The organism is Synechococcus sp. Cruz CV12-2-Slac-r (assembly GCF_024346075.1).
Taxonomy (GTDB): Bacteria; Cyanobacteriota; Cyanobacteriia; order PCC-6307; family Cyanobiaceae; genus Synechococcus_D.
Genome location: NZ_JAGQEK010000025.1, coordinates 1 through 16,437, shown reverse-complemented (window position 1 = coordinate 16,437; position 16,437 = coordinate 1). Strand labels below are relative to the sequence as shown.

Annotated in this window: 20 protein-coding genes and 2 tRNA genes; 17 read left to right on the top strand and 5 right to left on the bottom strand. The window is 47.8% G+C overall.

Annotated elements, in window-relative coordinates:
* The 7 genes from KB557_RS03835 to KB557_RS03805 all read left to right on the top strand — a co-directional run.
* The coding region (locus KB557_RS03835; protein WP_255131495.1) for a DUF4114 domain-containing protein at positions 1-1,369 on the top strand (1,369 nt) is incomplete at its 5' end.
* A gap of 17 nt (positions 1,370-1,386) precedes the next feature.
* Positions 1,387-2,577 carry an ABC transporter substrate-binding protein gene (locus KB557_RS03830; RefSeq protein ID WP_255131494.1) on the top strand — a complete coding sequence of 397 codons (1,191 nt, stop codon included), beginning with the start codon at positions 1,387-1,389 and terminating at the stop codon, positions 2,575-2,577.
* Positions 2,577-3,512, top strand: coding sequence for a branched-chain amino acid ABC transporter permease (locus KB557_RS03825; protein ID WP_255131493.1), 936 nt, complete (start codon positions 2,577-2,579; stop codon positions 3,510-3,512). Before KB557_RS03830 ends, KB557_RS03825 begins: the two co-directional genes overlap by 1 nt.
* Before the next feature lie 5 nt (positions 3,513-3,517).
* Entirely contained in the window at positions 3,518-4,369 is an 852-nt protein-coding gene (locus KB557_RS03820) for a branched-chain amino acid ABC transporter permease (protein ID WP_255131492.1), read from the top strand.
* Positions 4,366-5,076, top strand: a complete 711-nt coding sequence (locus KB557_RS03815; RefSeq protein WP_255131491.1) for an ABC transporter ATP-binding protein — start codon at positions 4,366-4,368, stop codon at positions 5,074-5,076. Before KB557_RS03820 ends, KB557_RS03815 begins: the two co-directional genes overlap by 4 nt.
* 8 nt (positions 5,077-5,084) lie before the next feature.
* Positions 5,085-5,807: an ABC transporter ATP-binding protein gene (locus KB557_RS03810; RefSeq protein ID WP_255131490.1), complete on the top strand. Its 723-nt coding sequence runs from the start codon at positions 5,085-5,087 to the stop codon at positions 5,805-5,807.
* 32 nt (positions 5,808-5,839) lie between these two features.
* Positions 5,840-6,874, top strand: coding sequence for a metallophosphoesterase (locus KB557_RS03805; protein WP_255131489.1), 1,035 nt, complete (start codon positions 5,840-5,842; stop codon positions 6,872-6,874).
* Here the strand turns inward: KB557_RS03805 and ggt are convergent.
* The gene (gene ggt, locus KB557_RS03800) at positions 6,871-8,589 is read right to left on the bottom strand and encodes a gamma-glutamyltransferase (RefSeq protein ID WP_255131488.1); all 1,719 of its coding nucleotides are present in this window, start codon (positions 8,587-8,589) and stop codon (positions 6,871-6,873) included. The two genes, KB557_RS03805 and ggt, sit on opposite strands and share 4 nt — an antisense overlap.
* Positions 8,590-8,592: 3 nt before the next feature.
* Between ggt and KB557_RS03795 the strand changes: the two genes are divergently transcribed.
* Positions 8,593-8,901 carry a hypothetical protein gene (locus KB557_RS03795; RefSeq protein ID WP_255131487.1) on the top strand — a complete coding sequence of 103 codons (309 nt, stop codon included), beginning with the start codon at positions 8,593-8,595 and terminating at the stop codon, positions 8,899-8,901.
* Here the strand turns inward: KB557_RS03795 and KB557_RS03790 are convergent.
* Positions 8,898-9,389 carry a YajQ family cyclic di-GMP-binding protein gene (locus KB557_RS03790; protein WP_255131486.1) on the bottom strand — a complete coding sequence of 164 codons (492 nt, stop codon included), beginning with the start codon at positions 9,387-9,389 and terminating at the stop codon, positions 8,898-8,900. The genes KB557_RS03795 and KB557_RS03790 overlap by 4 nt on opposite strands.
* A gap of 61 nt (positions 9,390-9,450) precedes the next feature.
* On the opposite strand from KB557_RS03790, the gene KB557_RS03785 reads away from it, so the two are divergent.
* Positions 9,451-9,867: an MAPEG family protein gene (locus KB557_RS03785; protein WP_255131485.1), complete on the top strand. Its 417-nt coding sequence runs from the start codon at positions 9,451-9,453 to the stop codon at positions 9,865-9,867.
* A gap of 12 nt (positions 9,868-9,879) precedes the next feature.
* On the opposite strand, the gene KB557_RS03780 is transcribed toward KB557_RS03785, so the two are convergent.
* Positions 9,880-10,392 (bottom strand): DNA-protecting protein DprA, encoded by a 513-nt coding sequence (locus KB557_RS03780; protein WP_255131484.1) that lies wholly within the window; start codon positions 10,390-10,392, stop codon positions 9,880-9,882.
* A 64-nt stretch (positions 10,393-10,456) separates the two neighbouring features.
* Positions 10,457-11,536 (bottom strand): phosphotransacetylase family protein, encoded by a 1,080-nt coding sequence (locus tag KB557_RS03775; RefSeq protein WP_255131483.1) that lies wholly within the window; start codon positions 11,534-11,536, stop codon positions 10,457-10,459.
* Between the two features lie 50 nt (positions 11,537-11,586).
* On the opposite strand from KB557_RS03775, the gene KB557_RS03770 reads away from it, so the two are divergent.
* A complete protein-coding gene (locus KB557_RS03770; RefSeq protein ID WP_255131482.1) occupies positions 11,587-12,300 on the top strand; it encodes an SDR family NAD(P)-dependent oxidoreductase in 714 nt (237 codons plus the stop codon).
* Here the strand turns inward: KB557_RS03770 and map are convergent.
* Positions 12,278-13,111, bottom strand: a complete 834-nt coding sequence (gene map / locus KB557_RS03765) for a type I methionyl aminopeptidase (protein ID WP_255131496.1) — start codon at positions 13,109-13,111, stop codon at positions 12,278-12,280. The two genes, KB557_RS03770 and map, sit on opposite strands and share 23 nt — an antisense overlap.
* Before the next feature lie 69 nt (positions 13,112-13,180).
* Here map and KB557_RS03760 point away from each other — a divergent pair, with 69 nt between their 5' ends.
* The 7 genes from KB557_RS03760 to gltX all read left to right on the top strand — a co-directional run.
* Complete coding sequence (locus KB557_RS03760) at positions 13,181-13,474, top strand: peptidase (RefSeq protein WP_255131481.1); 294 nt, start codon at positions 13,181-13,183, stop codon at positions 13,472-13,474.
* Between the two features lie 61 nt (positions 13,475-13,535).
* On the top strand, positions 13,536-14,015 hold the full coding sequence (gene rplS, locus KB557_RS03755) for a 50S ribosomal protein L19 (protein WP_255131480.1): 480 nt from the start codon (positions 13,536-13,538) through the stop codon (positions 14,013-14,015).
* 48 nt (positions 14,016-14,063) lie between these two features.
* Positions 14,064-14,136, top strand: a tRNA-Trp gene (locus KB557_RS03750).
* 47 nt (positions 14,137-14,183) lie between these two features.
* Complete coding sequence (locus tag KB557_RS03745) at positions 14,184-14,372, top strand: hyperconserved protein Hcp (protein WP_006043540.1); 189 nt, start codon at positions 14,184-14,186, stop codon at positions 14,370-14,372.
* The gene (locus KB557_RS03740) at positions 14,372-14,875 is read left to right on the top strand and encodes an NADPH-dependent FMN reductase (protein WP_255131479.1); all 504 of its coding nucleotides are present in this window, start codon (positions 14,372-14,374) and stop codon (positions 14,873-14,875) included. Before KB557_RS03745 ends, KB557_RS03740 begins: the two co-directional genes overlap by 1 nt.
* A 177-nt stretch (positions 14,876-15,052) precedes the next feature.
* A tRNA-Asp gene (locus tag KB557_RS03735) sits at positions 15,053-15,126 on the top strand.
* A gap of 20 nt (positions 15,127-15,146) precedes the next feature.
* Positions 15,147-16,437 (top strand): glutamate--tRNA ligase (gene gltX, locus KB557_RS03730; protein ID WP_255131478.1); only part of this gene is annotated, 1,291 nt, incomplete at its 3' end.

Genomic DNA, 16,437 nt, shown 5'->3' with positions numbered 1-16,437 from the left:
GGAAAAGTACCTAAATCTAATTACAGATAATCAACCAAACCTAGACGCGCTAAAGGGTAAAAATTCGATTCCGCTCAATTTTGCTCGAGGTATAAACCAATTAAGTTTCTATGTTAATACAGTGCAGTCAGTTGCAACACTTCCAGACTTTAAGATCGGCGTAACCCTGAAAAATCCAGTCAATTCTATTATAGCCACTGATACACCTTCAGGCTTTGCTTATCTATATGCAAATGGTGAAACAATTACGCTAAGAAAAGAAGCAGTGGGTGTTTATTATTCAGATAGCACAATATTAGAAAGAGCATACAAACAACCATCCCAAGCTCAAGAGCTTGCAGTTTTAATGCCCCGCTCAAATCTTAATAAAGGTGACCAATTATTTTGGTTCAAAGTAAATTCAAATGGTGAAATTGAATATGAAACGGGGAAATTTATTGCTCCATATGATCCATACGGCAATATTGATCAAAACTACATAGAAGCTGCAAAAAAACTATTTAATAACCCGTATCAACTAATTGGCACTTCAACTCAGGCATACGATCCCCGCGCCTTTAGCCCAGAAAAAGCTGCCCTTGCTTTTAATAATCCAAGTGTTGTTCTTAGCAGCGAAGGTGTTTCAATTGGAGATATCAGCTCAACTGCAGGCAATACTCTGACATCGCAAGATAGATTTGCTCTCGCATTGCAAGATAGCAATGGAAATATTCGCGTTTCAACTCAAGGTTCTGATTTGGATCTAAATCCAGCTTTAGATAACACATTAATAATTGGAAAAGCAGGCATAGGTTCTCAAGTGGTATTAGCACCAGCTCAAGGGGAGCTATTTGTAGCAGATATTAATTTCTTAGCACTAGGTACAGTACCTGCAGATAGATTTGAATACAATCTTGATGTAGCTCGTTTTGGCAATTACAATACTGGCTATGGCATATTCCGAGTTGATGATCCAGATGGCAATTTTCATGTTATCAACAACACACCAATTAAAACCCCTATACAAATAGGAAGCCTAGATTATGCTACAGAAGCATTAAAGCGGTCTTTATCAAACGGGTTAGATGGAATTAGTGGCATGCCAACTCCCGGTTTTGCTAAAGCAACAAAAGAATCAATAACATTAGCAACAGGGAATTATTATGGAATCTATATAACCCCCAATAAAATCATAAGTTCACCAGGTCAGTTAACAGAGCTTTCTCAGATTCTATTTTCAATAAAAAATGCAAATCAAAATAAAGAACTTCAACATGTGTCAATGGGAACCGGCTATTTTGCCTTTGAAGATATGGGCTTTGCCGGTGATCGTGATTTTAATGATATGTTATTTGCAATAACTCCTAAAAACCCGTCTATTATTGGCTGATATCGATGCCTTTAGCAATGCCTGCAGCCAAAGTTTTGCGAGTATCGCCGAAATGGCTATTGCTGCTGGGGCTACTGGCTAGCTGTAGCAGCACAAATAGCAACGCACCGGTAAACCTAAACGCGGGCTTACCGGTTGGTGCAGTGCTATCTCTCACTGGTAATGCCAATGTTTATGGGCAAGATCAACGGCTTGGCCTCGAGCTAGCCCAGGCAGCATTTAAACCAGGCAGCAGCATGCCTTTAAACCTAATTATCGAAGATGGCGGCAGTGATGAAGCAGGCGCAATAAATGCCTTTAATTTATTAATTAACCAAGGCACAACGGCCTTAATTGGGCCAACATTATCCCAACAAGCCTTTGCGGCAAGTCCGATTGCTCAACGTCGCGGAGTGCCAGTGCTAGCCCCATCAAATACCGCCACTGGCATACCAGAAATTGGTAGTTTTATTAGCAGGGTATCAGCGCAAAGTTCAGTTATTGCGCCCCTTTCTATTAATAAAGTGATGCAATTAGATCCTGCCATTAAACGAGTGGCTGTTTTTTATGCAAATGACGACGCATACAGCACATCAGAAACAACAATATTTCAAAAGGCAATTAAAGCAAAAGGGCTTAACACAGTTACGGTGCAACGTACTCAGCTAAATGATCAAGATTTTCTTAATCAAATCACCTCAGCATTAAGGGCAAAACCAGATCTGGTTGTGTTGTCGCTTCAGGCGGTAGATGGGGGTAACTTAATTCGTCAATTAAGGGAACTGGGCTTTAAAGGCAAAATCGTGGTAGGTAATGGCATGAATACACCAAATATATATCCAATTTGTCAGCGCTTTTGTGATGGCATTTTAATTGCTCAAGCTTATAGCCCTGAATTAAAAACAAAAGAGAATCAAGCCTTTGTTGCTACCCATAAAGCACAACAAGGTGGCAGAGTTCCAGCTCAGCTCACAGCTCAGGCTTACACCGCCTATCAAGTGATTGCAGAAGCAGCTCAACGCTTGAATAAACGTGAACCCCTTAAAGGCATGCCATTAAGGCAGGCAAGGCTTCTTTTAAATAAGGAGATCCTTAGCGGCACCTATAACACCCCACTAGGAAAGATTAGCTTTAGCCGCGATGGGGAAGTAAAACAAGAAAGTTTTTATGTAGCTGAAGTGCAGATGAATCCGGATGGACAAACTGGTAGATTTGCATTGCTTAAATAATGGAAGTTTGGCTGCAATTATTAGTAAATGGCATATCAATAGGTGCTGTATATGCTCTATTTGCTCTGGGTTATACCCTTGTATTTTCAGTGCTTGGGGTGATTAACTTTGCCCATGGTGCAGTTTTCACCTGCGGTGCCTATTTCACCTACATATTTCTTGGTGGCGTAGTGGGAAGTAATGGTTTACTAGCAGCACAAAAATTACCGGTAACATTTCCATTAGCAATCGCCCTAGTGCTAGCCGGCTTAACAGCAGCAATGGTGGGATTACTGGTGGAAACCGTTGCTTTTAAACCATTGAGGCGTAGAGGGGCTGAACCATTGTTATATCTAATTACAAGCCTAGGTGCTGGGGTAATAATAGTGAATTTAATTCAATTATTAATGGGCGCAGAAGCTTATGCCTTACCTAGCAACATACTTGGCTCAATGCCAGCGGTATTAGCCCTAGGCCATGGCCTTCAAATACGCACGGTGCAGTTATTACTATTGTTAGTTGGTGGCGTTACAATGCTTATATTAAATATCTGGCTAAACCAAAGCCTTAGCGGCAAAGCATTACAAGCGGTGGCAGAAGATGCCACCACCGCAAGACTACTTGGAATTAATAGTGGTGCGATGATTCAATTAGCTTTCGCAATTGCTAGTTTTCTTGCTGGATTATCTGGTGGTTTAGTGGCACTCAGCGTTAATATTGGCGGGCCATATTTTGGGATTAGCTATGGCTTAAAGGGTTTGGGAGTTTTAGTGCTTGGCGGCTTAGGTAGTGTGCCAGGTGCAATGCTTGGTGGATTAATTATTGGTATTACGGAAGCATTTGTTCCAGCAAAACTATCAGCTTATAAAGATGCTGTGGCCTTTGCCTTTCTATTTTTGGTGCTTATCATTAGGCCCCAAGGCTTATTTGGTAAACCACCAATAGAAAAGGTATAAATAGAATGTTTGATATTTCCCTATTTGTATTAATGCTCCTAGGAGCTTTACTTGCATTAGCTGTTTATCTCCCGTTGCGTGCAGGGCAACTATCGCTTGCAACTCCAGGCTTCTACACAATCGGCGGAACTGTAGCTGCATTGTTATCAACTACAGTTCCTGAATTAGGGGGAAACGAACAAACCTATCCGCTTACTTCAGTTTTTCTTGAATTAATGCTAGCAATTCCTTTAGTTGCATTATTAGCCTTCTTAATTGGAAAACCAGTATTAAAATTAAAGGGTATTTATTTAGCCATCGCAACTATCGCGCTAGTTGAAATTCTTAGGGTGGTGCTATTAAGTAGCCCTTGGTTTGGTGCTGCTGTGGGAATATTTGCAATCCCCCAACCTTTTGAAGGTCCGGAAGGATATGCAGCAGCATTCGCTGTGCTGCTAGGAATAACAGCCTGGGGCTGCCAACGTCTAGAAACAGAACCCTTAGGAAGGGAGATGGCTGCAATAAGAAATGATGAATTAGCAGCCCGTTGTATGGGCGTTAATAGTGAACGAGTTAAATTAATTGCTTTTGTACTTAGTGCAATTATTGCCGCAGCAGCAGGTGTTTTAGCGGCCCATTTTTTCAACAGCTGGAGTGCAAGGCAGGCCAGCTTTGATGCCAGCATCACAACATTGGCCTTTGTAGTGCTAGGCGGTAGCCGCACCTGGCTAGGGCCAGTAATTGGTGGATTAGTGCTCACAGCACTGCCTGAATTATTACGGCCAATTGGTGATCTACGCCTAATTGTATTTGGCCTGGTGATCTTATTGGGCCCGATATTTATCCCACAAGGGCTAATCCAGCAAAAAAGATCATGATTGGTTCAACCTCGCTGGAACTCAATGGCCTAAGCGTGCGTTTCGGTGGTTTGCAGGCCCTTGATCAGCTGAGTTTTTCTTTGCAGCAAGGCGAAATCTTTGGCTTAATTGGCCCAAATGGTGCAGGCAAAACCACGCTTTTTAATGTGATCACTGGCCTCACTGCTGCCACTAGCGGCGAAGTGCGCTGGCAAGGCAAAACAACGGCGGGGCTTAGGCCGGATCAGTTATGTAATTTAGGCATAGCCCGCACCTTTCAAAACCTAAGGGTATTTAGCGATCTGAGTTGTATCGATAATTTGCAAATAGCAATGGGCTGCAATGATCGCCGTACTGCATTGGAATTGCTGGCTATTATGGACTTGCAGGAAAAGGGCACACATATAGCGGGATCATTGGCCTATGGAGAGCAAAGAAGATTGGAATTAGTGCGGGCGCTAGCAACAAAGCCGCAATTACTACTGTTGGATGAACCCGCGGCGGGTATGAACCCTGTAGAGAAACAAAAATTACAAGTTCTCCTTAACACAATCCGTAAACAATTTCAACTTACAATATTAATAATTGAGCATCATGTGCCTTTAATGATGAAATTATGCGATCGCCTTGCGGTATTAAACTTTGGCCGTTGCATTGCCATTGGTAGCCCGCAAGAAGTGCAAGAAGATCCACTTGTAATTGAGGCATACCTGGGCAGGGGGGCTTAAACATCAGGATGACAATACCTTTATTAGAACTAAAGAAACTGGGCGTGCGCTACGGCCCACTCTGGGGGGTGCGGCATTTAAACCTAAAGGTGGGAGCTGGGGAATGCGTGGCATTACTTGGAGCAAATGGAGCAGGAAAAAGCAGCACCTTAAAAGCAATCTCAAAGTTGCTGCCAACGATGGAAGGGAAGATCCTCTGGAGCGGCAATTGTTTAGCTCGTTGCAATACAGAACGCAGCGTTAAATTGGGTATTAGCCACTGCCCAGAAGGAAGGCGGGTTTTAGCGCAGCAAACAGTGCTCGCCAATCTGCAATTAGGCGCTTGGATAAGGAGAAATAAAACAGAAATTCGTGCTGATTTGGAATATTGCTATGAATTATTTCCGCGCCTTGCTGAACGACGCCTCCAGTTGGCAGGAAGCCTGAGCGGCGGGGAGCAACAGATGCTAGCAATCGCAAGATCATTAATGGCAAAACCTAAGTTGTTGCTTTTAGACGAACCGAGCCTAGGTTTAGCGCCAATATTAGTAGAGGAACTTATGCAGTGTTTAGCCAAGCTAAATAAGACAGGCCTAAGCATGTTGTTAGTGGAGCAAAATATATATGCAGCACTAGCAATCGCCCAACGCGGCTATGTGCTGGAAGCAGGTGAATTGGTATTAGAAGGAAATGCATCAGATCTATATCAAAATGAAAACCTACGGCGCTCCTACCTTGGCGATAAGTTATGAGCTTTAATTAAATCACCATTAAAACCACCCAAATGACTTTACATACAAGGCGATCATTATTAGCAATAGCAGCAGCAGGTATTGGCAACTTAATGCTACCAAAAGCCTTGATTGCAATTAAGGCAGAAGATTTGCCAAAGCCAGATTTAAAGCTTGGTTTATTTAGCGATATTAACAGTAGTTATGGCTCAACAAACTATATCCCAGCTGTGAAGGAAGGTATCGATTTAATACTTTCAAAAAAACCAGATCAAGTTATCTGCGCTGGCGATATGATCGCAGCACAGAAAATAGGCCTTAGCCCAGCGCAATTAGATGCGATGTGGGATAGCTTTTACAGCCAGGTATTAAAACCGATACGAACCGCTGGGCATCCATTTATTTTTAGCTTAGGCAACCATGATGCCTCCTCAATTAAAGCAACAAGTGGTTATCAATTTGAAGCAGATCGCGCTGCTGCAATCAGGTTTTGGCAGCCTCAAAAAGAAAAATTAGGGCTTAATTACATAGATTCAAATGGATTTCCCTTTTATTACACAGCTTTAGTAAATAATATTTTTTGGCTGATCTGGGATGCATCAAGCGCTGAGATATCAGCTCAACAACAGAATTGGGTTCGAGAACAACTTGCCAGCCCGATTGCTAGAAAAGCTAAATTACGAATCGCTCTTGGCCATTTACCCCTAAGGGGTATCAGCCGCGGCCGAGATCAACCAGGTGAGGTACTAAACCAAGCAAACCAACTACAACAAATACTTGAAAATGGTGATATCCATGCCTATATAAGCGGCCACCAACATGCCTACTATCCAGCCCGTTTAGGTAAGTTGGATTTAATTCAGCTGGGGGCAGCAGGTAGTGGCCCGCGTCAATTACTAATGAGCAACCAACCCCCGCGCCAAAGCATCACTTTTCTTGATATTTATTGGCAGCAAAGGGAAATCGTAGAAAGCAGCTATCAATTTCCAGGTGCAAAACAAATCAACTGGAATAACTTACCAAATTCATTACCATCCCGCAATGGCCCCCTGATGCGACGCTTATCCAATCGTAGTTCTATTTTTTAAGGCCGCTCAGGCGCCGCTGCCGCTTCTGGTCGGCGCGGATCTGCAATACCAAGGCTGCCGCCATTAGGTAGTAATTCAACACTATTTGCAGAACCCATCGCTGCAGATTGAACTAATTTATGGCCCATTATTTCTATTATTTTTTGCGTATCTGGGCTTATTCCTTCCTCCATCAAGATTTGATCGGGCCAAAGTTGGCTATGCACGCGGGAGGCAAGCACTGCACTAGCCAGATTTAAACCATGCAAAATCCGATTCAGTAATACCTGTAAAACAGTGGTAATGATGCGGCTGCCACCAGGGCTGCCGGTGGCAAGCCAGGGATTACCCGCAGCATTTAAAACAATTGTTGGTGCCATCGAGCTCAAGGGGCGCCGATATGGTGCTATCGCGTTGCGTTCCCCTTGCACTAACCCATAGGCATTTGCAACTCCAGGTTTTGCGCTGAAATCATCCATCTCGTTATTAAGTAAAAACCCAGTTCCAGGCACAACAACACCATTGCCATAGGCAAAATTAAGCGTTGTAGTTAATGCCACTAAAGATCCATGGCGATCTGCCACCGAAAGATGTGTTGTATTAGTGCTGTTGCCTTGTAAAACAGTTAACGCCTTTAATTCGCTACTGGGGGTATGGCGATCGGTGCGGATTAAAGGGCGCAAGCTATCGGCATAACTCTTGCTAATCAGCCGTTCTGTGGGGATGAGCATTTGATCTGGATCCCCAAGTTCGCTATTGCGATCGCGGTAGGCCAAATTCATCGCCTCCACCATGGTGTGGATAGCAGCCGCACTATTAAGCCCCATCTGGGCAAGATCAAAAGGTTCCAATAAGTTCAGCAATTGCACAAGGGTTACTCCGCCGCTACTGGGGGGCGGCATTGATAACACCGTGAGCCCTTTAAACTCACCCTTGATCGGCTCCACCCAGGGTGCTTTGTAATTTATCAAATCAAAACTATCAATTAATCCACCCTTCTTTTGCATCAATTCATTAATTTTTGCCGCCACTTCACCGCGATAAAAACCAGCTTTGCCCCGCTGGCTGATCAACGCCAAAGTTGCTGCTAGCTGCGGTTGCTTGAAGATGTCGCCAGGTTGATAAAAAGCAACTGCAGCGATATTTGGCTTAAGGCGATAAAAAATTTGTTTTGCCGCAGGATCTTTGCCCAGCAAGGGCAAAGCCTGTTGCAATGAAGCTGCCAAAGCGGGATACACCGGAAACCCCCCACGGGCAAGGGCAATCGCTGGAGCCATTACCTCAGCGCGGCTCAACACACCAAATCGTTGCTGGGCCTCAAGCAAACCCGCCACTGTTCCCGGAACGCCGCTGCTAAGCAAACTGCGGGTGGCCTTTTGGCGATCCACATCCCCATCAGCCCCTAAAAACATCTCTGCGTAAGCGCGCCGCGGTGCCATCTCACGGAAATTGAGGGCATAGGCCTTGCGCTGGCCTTGATGCCAAAACAGCAAAAAACCACCACCCCCTAAATTGCCGGCTTGAGGCAGAGTTACAGCCAAGGCAAAGGCAGTTGCAACAGCAGCATCAATCGCATTGCCACCACGCCGCAGGATTGCAGCACCCACCCCACTGGCTAGCCGTTCCTGGCTTACCACCATCCCCGCCGCTGAACGCACAGGTTGAATGCGTTGGCCTTGCTCTTGCAGCGGATTAACCAGCAGAGCAAGGCAAACTAAACAAGCTGAAAGTGCCAAATTATGGGCTGCAACTTCTACAGGCTGCCATTTATTTTGCTTAGTTGGTTTGCTTTTACCGCTGCTACTGCATTGGCCCTTGAGCGCAGCGATGGCTTTCGCCCAGAAGGGGCCGGCCCCCGCTGTTCCGCTGAAATCATTCAGCTATTACAAACCCGCCTCAACCGAATTGATCAACGCTGGCAAGAAAATCACCCAAAAGCCACCAGCTTGGAACTAGAAGCCCAGCAGGTAAACCAGGTGGTGCAAGCAGAAGCGATCAAAGCCCACGCCTTAAAACGCTACAACTGCGAACTGCAATTAAGTCTTTAGCGGTAATTTTCAAATTGCAATGGCACCTCCACCTCCTGCGCCCTTAGCAATTGGATTGCGGTTTGGAGATCGTCTTTATTTTTACCGGTGATACGCAAACTATCGCCTTGGATTGAAACTGTTACTTTTTTCAGCTCATCCCGCACGGTTTTGCTCAGTGATTTCGCCAATTCCTGGCTAAGCCCTTTACGCAACTTGATCTCTTGTTTTACCCGATTTCCCCCCACCGGCTCCGGGGTTTGAAAATCAAAGATTTTTAGTGACAACTCACGTTTTGTGGCTTTTTGGCGCAACACATCCAACACCGCCTCCAGGGTCATATCTGTGGCAGTGGTAATCACAATTGCTGCTTCTTCCAGGTTTAATTCAGTGCCTGAATCCTTGAGGTCGTAGCGCTGGCCCACCTCCCGGCGCACCTGATCAACAGTGTTAACCAGTTCCTGGCGATCAAAATCAGACACCACATCAAAGCTGTAGCTATCCGCCATACAAGGCTCACAAAAGCAACACTCAACAGCCTAGAAAAGAGCCATCACTGTGCCCATTTCCATGGCAGTTCAAACCGCCTTTGCCGCCTCGTTACTGCTTTCAGCCCTAGTGGTAGTGCTGAGCGTGGTTCCCCTTGGTGCGGCCCGCTCAAAAAGTGATTTCACCATGGCTGATCTGGCTGCTCCAAGGGCAATGTTTGAACGAATGCCCGCTTGGGGTAAAAGGGCCAGCTGGGCGCATCAAAACAGCTTTGAAGCCTTTACTCTTCACGCCCCAGCTTGCTTGCTCTGCCTAATTGCAGCTGTTAATAGCCCCATTGCCATGGCCGTTGCCTTGGCTCATCCAGCATTGCGATTGATCTACATCGCTGCCTATGTGGGGAATGTTCCCCCTTTACGGGGTATCTGCTGGGCTGCTGGCCTCACCTGTAGCGGCATTCTTTACCTAGAAGGCTTGAAGGCAATACTTATTCCTTGATGAGCAAACAATTCAATCAAAGAATAAAAGTGTTACCACCTTGCCAATCTCTTCTGCGCTGCGGCAGGTGTCTATTAATGTTTCGCTGTCGTGAAAAGCAAAACAAATAAGTTGATCACAGCGGCTCACGATTTCTCGATTACAAATAGCGCTGGCCTCCAGCAGTGGTAGATCATCGTTGTCTGGTTTTTCCACCAGATGCATCACCCGCTCTAATTGCTCGCGAGTTTCGCTGCCCTGGCGATGCAAACTTTGGGGCAGGATCACCGTTAATTTGGCTGGATCCACTGCCAATACACCCCGAATAACCGCTGCATTCACACCCTGAGCGCCAGAGGTGAGCAGATTGTGGCCCTCCTGCGCCAGCGAACGGGCAACCAATTCCACTAAGTGCACCGAAACAACCGGTACATGACGGGTGCCAAGGATGGCGATTCGTCTTTTACCCGTATCTTGTAGCAATGCCAACTCCTGGGCCAAGGTGTCAACCCGGTCGAGCGTTGGTAAATCGAGGGACCGGGTCACAACCTGTGCAACAACTCAGCTTTGCGTTCGACCGTAGCAGCGCCGGCCTGAACCTGTTGCAGCTTTAAAAACCTAATCGCTTAAATAGTGGCTCGAAAGCGCAATGTTCAGCCACCATTCGTGCCGCATAACTGGCCTTCACAGTTTCATGCAAACGCACGTGGCCGAAAGCTTTTTCAATCACCGCAACAGTTGTGAGGGTGTCGTGATTCACCTTAAGGAGCGGCACATCAAGCTCCTGGGCGCGGCTCACCAATTGCGGCAATGGATCAGCTGCACCGGTGAGAATGAGGCACTGGGTGGAAGATTCCAAAGCTGCCAGCTGGATATCGGTGCGATCTGCCCCTGTTACCACAGCCATATTGCGCTGACGCCTGAAAAATTCCATCGCGGAATTCACATTCATGGCACCAATGCTCAAGGTTTCAACAAGCAGATCTTTGCGTTCACGGCAGCAGAGCATCTCGGCGCCAAGCCGTTGCACTAATTCCCCCACCGTCACACTGCGCAGCAATGGGCTGCGAGGCAGCAGGCCATAAACGTGTAAACCAAGGGCCTCAAGGCCAGGCACCGCCCGTTGCACAGCTTCAATCTTGGCGGGATCTATGTTGTTCAACACCACTCCCAGTAGCTGGTTACCCAATTGGGCTTTGGCCTGCAGCAATGGTTCAACGCTGCGGGCATCTTCCCAGGCATGGGCAATCAATACCGGCGCATTTAAGCCAGTGGCTAATTGCGGCAGGCTTAAACCAAACAACAAGCCTTCGCTAAGGGATCCAGCCGCTTCCAGCAGCGTGATGCCCTCAGCCACACCAAGCATTGCGGCCAGTTCCTTGCTCACCGCTGCTGCATCCACCTCGTGGCCCGTGAGCAACTGCTGCTCGGCTGTAGCAGGGGCAATCGCTTTTAGGGATGTGAGTTGGGCTGCCTCGGGCAATGAAAAGAATTCACCAACAAAACGCACGTCGTCGTCGATAAGCGGTTCGTTTGCGCCTTGCTGCTCCAAACTGGTGGCAAGCGGTTTGCCATAACGAAAAGGCAAGCCGCGATTGCGAAATTGTTGAGCTAAGCCCATCACAAGGGCAGATTTTCCGCTGAAAGGTTCACAGGATCCCACCAATAGGGTGGCGCTGGGATAGCCCATGGCGGCAGGATTAGTTAGTAGGAAAATCTACTGTTCGAACTGGTGCAAAAGTGGTTATTGGCGCTTTTATTGGGAAGAAATGCGCCGTTACCGGGGCTGGCGGCAGTTTTGGCCGGGCTTTATTAACGCAATTTCAGCTGCAGGGGGCTGAATTAATAGCCCTACGCCATAGCGATGAGCCGTTGCAACTAATCAATGCAAACGGCCAAGCGGTGCCGCTGGAAACCATTTGTTGGCGCGTGGGAGAAGAAGAAAAGCTTGCCCAAATGCTGCAGGAAGTGGACATCCTCGTGATTAACCACGGCATTAATAAACTCGGGGCACGGGATACAGCAGCCGCCATCGCAAGCCTTGAGGTAAATACCCTCAGCGCCATGCGGCTACTTGAGCTGTTTATAAAAAGTTGCAGCCCAGGCACTAAAGATCGTGAAGTGTGGGTAAACACTTCAGAAGCAGAGGTGAATCCAGCTTTAAGCCCCTTGTATGAGATCAGCAAGCGGGCCCTGGGGCAGTTGTTAAGCCTGCGCAGCCTCGATGCCCCCTGCCCGGTGCGTCGCTTGGTTTTAGGTCCGTTTAAATCGGCGTTAAACCCCTATGGATTCATGCGAGCTGAGGCGGTGGCAGCAGCGGTTATGAAACAGGCGATTGCAGGCAAAAAGCTAATTATCGTGAGCCCGAATCCCCTCACCTGGCTATTAATGCCACTCACAGAATGGGGGAGAAATATTTACAACCGCAGCGTTACACAAGCTCCCGATCAGTAAGGATTTCGCAACCTTCTTCAGTTACGAGCACTGTGTGTTCCCATTGAGCCGAAAGACTGCCGTCTTCTGTTACAACAGTCCAGCGATCTTTGAGGGTGCGGCAGGCTTTTGTGCCGCCATTTAAAATAGGCTCCACAGCCAATGTCATCCCAGCGCGCAGGGTCACATTGGGTAATTCCTTAGTGCGGAAATTAAATACAGATGGTTCTTCATGGAGATTCCTGCCCACCCCATGGCCCGTGTAATCCTCCACCACCGCATAGCCATTGGCTTCCACGTGATCTTGCACAGCCCCAGCGATATCAAGCAACGTATTTCCAGCCTTGATGCGTTTCAGCCCTGCATATAGGGATTCTTGAGCAACACGAGCCAGCTTCACCGCCGCCGCAGGGGCATCACCAACACAAATTGTGACGCAGCTATCACCGTGATAACCCTCAAAAAATGCACCGGTATCAACTTTCAGTAGATCGCCATCGCGAATTAACCGCTTTGCACTTGGAATTCCGTGCACTACTTCGTTATTAATGCTGGCGCAAATACTGCCACTGAAGCCGTGGTAACCCTTAAAACTTGGTTCAGCATCCATTGAACGAATGCGTTGTTCCGCATAGGCATCTAAATCAGCCGTGGTCATCCCCGGTTTCACGAGGCCCATGATTTCTTTAAGCACCGTTGCAACAATCCGGCCCGATTGGCGCATGATCGTGATTTCCCGAGCGGATTTCAATTCCACCCCCCTACGATTTTGGCGGATGCGTGGCCCTGCCTGGGGCTTGGCCGATACCAAGAGTTCAGCAAATAGATTCATAGTTACCGGCATCCAGGCCCGAGTTAACAAGCTATCAACGGCCACGCCCCTGTTGCGAAAACCAGTGCGATGACCAACTTCTTTCTACTGCTGCGGCGCTGGCATGAACGCCTTGCACCTTTTGTTATTACGCCATTAATGCTCACGGTGATTTCAGGCACCAGCTACCGGCTTCTAAGGGATTGGGGCGGTTTGAGTCGTGATCAAGCGCACCTGCTTTTGGTGTTGCACGAAGGGGAATGGTTGGGGCCAAGGGGCGAAACTATTTACGTTTTGCTCAACGGCCTCGGCCTGCTGTGGATGCTTTGCAGCGGTGGCTTGATGCTTTTACAGAAATTACGCAAGCAAACCACCTCCCCGTAGGGGGGTAAGCTCTTTGTTTGGCCCCGCAGCAGCAACCCATACAGGAGTTGCTTATTTCGCAATGACCGCAGAGGAAACAGCCGCAGAGATCACTAACGAGACCACCACAGCCGAGGCCCCAGCAGCTGAAGCTCCTGTCTCTGACGTTGCATCCCAAGAAACACCAGCAACAAAAAAGCGCAAATTAAGCGCTGCTGAGTTGATGAGCTTTTTTGAAAGCAGCCAACTCAAAAGCGACTTACCCGACATCTACGTGGGCGACACCGTAAAAGTTGGCGTAAGGATTAGTGAAGGCAATAAGGAACGTATCCAGCCCTATGAAGGCGTAGTGATCGCCAAGCGCCATGGCGGAATGCACCAAACCATCACGGTGCGGCGTATTTTCCAAGGTATTGGCGTGGAGCGGGTATTTATGCTCCACAGCCCTCAAGTGGCCACTATCAACGTGGAGCGTCGCGGCAAGGTAAGGCGTGCCAAGCTCTTCTACCTGCGTGATCGGGTTGGTAAAGCCACCAGGGTGAAGCAGCGCTTCGATCGCTAATCACCGCTTCGTCTTAGAGTTGGCAGCGGTGGGGGTGCATCGCCTCCTGCGTCGTTAGTTCAGTTGGTAGAACGCAGGTCTCCAAAACCTGATGTCGGGGGTTCAAGTCCTCCACGGCGCGTTCGATGCACCTCGCTCCATTTTTTAGGTCTGAAACTGAGGAGAATCATGGAATTGGATCTGCAGCCTGGTGATGTGGTCAAAGTGCTTGAGTCTGCGGCCCTTGGCTGGGTGCGCGCTCGCGTAATTCGAGTTAAATCTGGCGGCCGTGTGGTGGTACAAAGCGACCAGGGCAGGGAATTCACCGCTAGGGGAAATCAAGTGCGTTTGATCGAGCCCGCTGGGTTTCGCCCCTGATGCTGATCATCACAGCCAGTAGTGGCAACAACCTTGAACTAGCTCGTTTAATCGAAAGCGAAGCAATAGCTCAAGGCGTTAATTGCAATATTCTGGATTTATGCAATCTAAATTTGCCATTATTTCATCCTGGCGTGAAAGAAAAAGGCGCTGGAGATGGCCTTGTTGAATTACAAGATGCTTTGCATTCACATAAAAGTATTTTTATTTGCGCCCCTGAATACAACGGTTTAACACCGCCAGTACTCAGCAACGCCATCGCATGGCTTTCAGTTGCCTCCAGTGATTTCAGAGAGCTTTTTAATCAGCGCCCGGTTGCCCTTGGCAGCCATAGCGGTGGTGGCGGTGGCAGGGTTTTAATTGCGATGCGCCAACAATTTTCATACCTTGGCTGCACTGTTTTGGGTCGTGAACTGCTGGCTACATTCCAAAAACCAGCTAAGCCAGAAACGATCCAAGCCCTTGTTCAAGATTTGATCAAGCTGGAATCAATAAGCAGTTGACGGCTGGCACCCCAAAACGCGATAATTGCTGCTGTCCATGGGATACGCCAGCAAACCAGAAAGCCCCACTGAATCTCATCTTAAATTTTTTCTTCACTTTTTAACTGGTCAGCATTAACTGAACGGCAACAATTTGAAGTTTTATTGATGTGAATCAACGGCCTTAATTCTCAACTTGGGACTGTAGTTCAATCGGTTAGAGCACCGCCCTGTCACGGCGGAAGTTGCGGGTTCGAATCCCGTCAGCCCCGTTTAAAAACCCCAAATATCCATGGATTCCGGTTCAGCGGCTAACCCCGTTCGCGTTCGGCTTGCGCCAAGCCCCACCGGCACCCTTCATATCGGCACTGCCCGTACCGCAGTTTTTAATTGGCTTTTTGCGCGGCGCCATGGCGGCAAATTTCTATTGCGCATCGAAGACACCGATAAGGAACGCAGCAATCCAGCCTTCACCGCAAATATTCTGGAAGGTTTGCAATGGCTTGGCCTTGATTGGGATGCTGAACCGGTAATCCAAACTGCACGGATCGCTGAACATCGCAGCGCAATTCAACAGTTGCTTGATTCAGGCCATGCCTATCGCTGTTTTGCAACTGAAGCTGAATTAACTGCCATGCGGGAGCAGCAGGCAGCTCTAAAGCAAGCTCCTCGTTATGACAATCGCCACCGTAATTTGAGCTTGGCCCAGCAGCAGGAATACAGCGCTGCCGGCCGCCAAGCAACTATTCGTTTTTGCATTGATGATCAACGCAGCATCACCTGGAGTGATCTAGTGCGGGGGGAGATGCGTTGGGCTGGTGCTGATCTTGGCGGCGACATGGTTATTGCCCGCCGCGCCGCTGCAGATCAAATCGGTGATCCCCTCTACAACCTTGTGGTGGTGGTAGATGATGCCGCTATGGCGATAAGCCATGTGATTCGCGGCGAAGACCATATCGCCAATACCGCAAAACAATTGCTGCTTTATGAGGCCTTAAATTTAGCGATTCCTAAATTTGCCCACACCCCATTAATCCTTAACCAGGAGGGCAAAAAACTATCAAAACGTGATGGTGTTACCTCCGTGGCTGATTTTCAAGCCATGGGTTACACAGCAGCTGCTCTGGCCAACTACATGACCCTGCTGGGCTGGTCTGCCCCAGAAGGAATGGGAGAACGTTTCACCCTGAACCAAGCCGCCGCTGTATTTGATTTTGATCGAGTAAATAAAGCTGGTGCGCGTTTTGATTGGGACAAATTAAATTGGCTAAACGGCCAGGTGCTCCATGAACTCGGCAGTGAACAGCTCGAGCAGCAATTACAGCCTCTTTGGCAAGCCGCCAATTTTGCTATCGAACAAAAAACATTGGCCTGGCGCTTAAAACTATGCAACTTGCTTGGCCCATCCCTCACCCTTCTCGCCGATGGGGTAGAGCAGGCAAAACCTTTTTTTGTACAACCAGAATTAACACCAGAAGCCGTTTCCCAACTCCAAATTCCAAACGCAATTTCAGGCCTCCAGGCCCTATTGGCATTAATTCCAGATCATCCAATCGATAGCAGCAGCGCCCAACAATTGATCA

Coding starts and splice junctions, on each gene's coding strand:
- KB557_RS03830 (WP_255131494.1), top strand. CDS start 1,387: ATGCCTGCAGCCAAAGTTTTGCGAGTATCGCCGAAATGGCTATTGCTG.
- KB557_RS03825 (WP_255131493.1), top strand. CDS start 2,577: ATGGAAGTTTGGCTGCAATTATTAGTAAATGGCATATCAATAGGTGCT.
- KB557_RS03820 (WP_255131492.1), top strand. CDS start 3,518: ATGTTTGATATTTCCCTATTTGTATTAATGCTCCTAGGAGCTTTACTT.
- KB557_RS03815 (WP_255131491.1), top strand. CDS start 4,366: ATGATTGGTTCAACCTCGCTGGAACTCAATGGCCTAAGCGTGCGTTTC.
- KB557_RS03810 (WP_255131490.1), top strand. CDS start 5,085: ATGACAATACCTTTATTAGAACTAAAGAAACTGGGCGTGCGCTACGGC.
- KB557_RS03805 (WP_255131489.1), top strand. CDS start 5,840: ATGACTTTACATACAAGGCGATCATTATTAGCAATAGCAGCAGCAGGT.
- KB557_RS03795 (WP_255131487.1), top strand. CDS start 8,593: ATGGGCTGCAACTTCTACAGGCTGCCATTTATTTTGCTTAGTTGGTTT.
- KB557_RS03790 (WP_255131486.1), bottom strand. CDS start 9,389: ATGGCGGATAGCTACAGCTTTGATGTGGTGTCTGATTTTGATCGCCAG.
- KB557_RS03785 (WP_255131485.1), top strand. CDS start 9,451: ATGGCAGTTCAAACCGCCTTTGCCGCCTCGTTACTGCTTTCAGCCCTA.
- KB557_RS03775 (WP_255131483.1), bottom strand. CDS start 11,536: ATGGGCTATCCCAGCGCCACCCTATTGGTGGGATCCTGTGAACCTTTC.
- map (WP_255131496.1), bottom strand. CDS start 13,111: ATGAATCTATTTGCTGAACTCTTGGTATCGGCCAAGCCCCAGGCAGGG.
- KB557_RS03760 (WP_255131481.1), top strand. CDS start 13,181: ATGACCAACTTCTTTCTACTGCTGCGGCGCTGGCATGAACGCCTTGCA.
- rplS (WP_255131480.1), top strand. CDS start 13,536: ATGACCGCAGAGGAAACAGCCGCAGAGATCACTAACGAGACCACCACA.
- KB557_RS03745 (WP_006043540.1), top strand. CDS start 14,184: ATGGAATTGGATCTGCAGCCTGGTGATGTGGTCAAAGTGCTTGAGTCT.
- KB557_RS03740 (WP_255131479.1), top strand. CDS start 14,372: ATGCTGATCATCACAGCCAGTAGTGGCAACAACCTTGAACTAGCTCGT.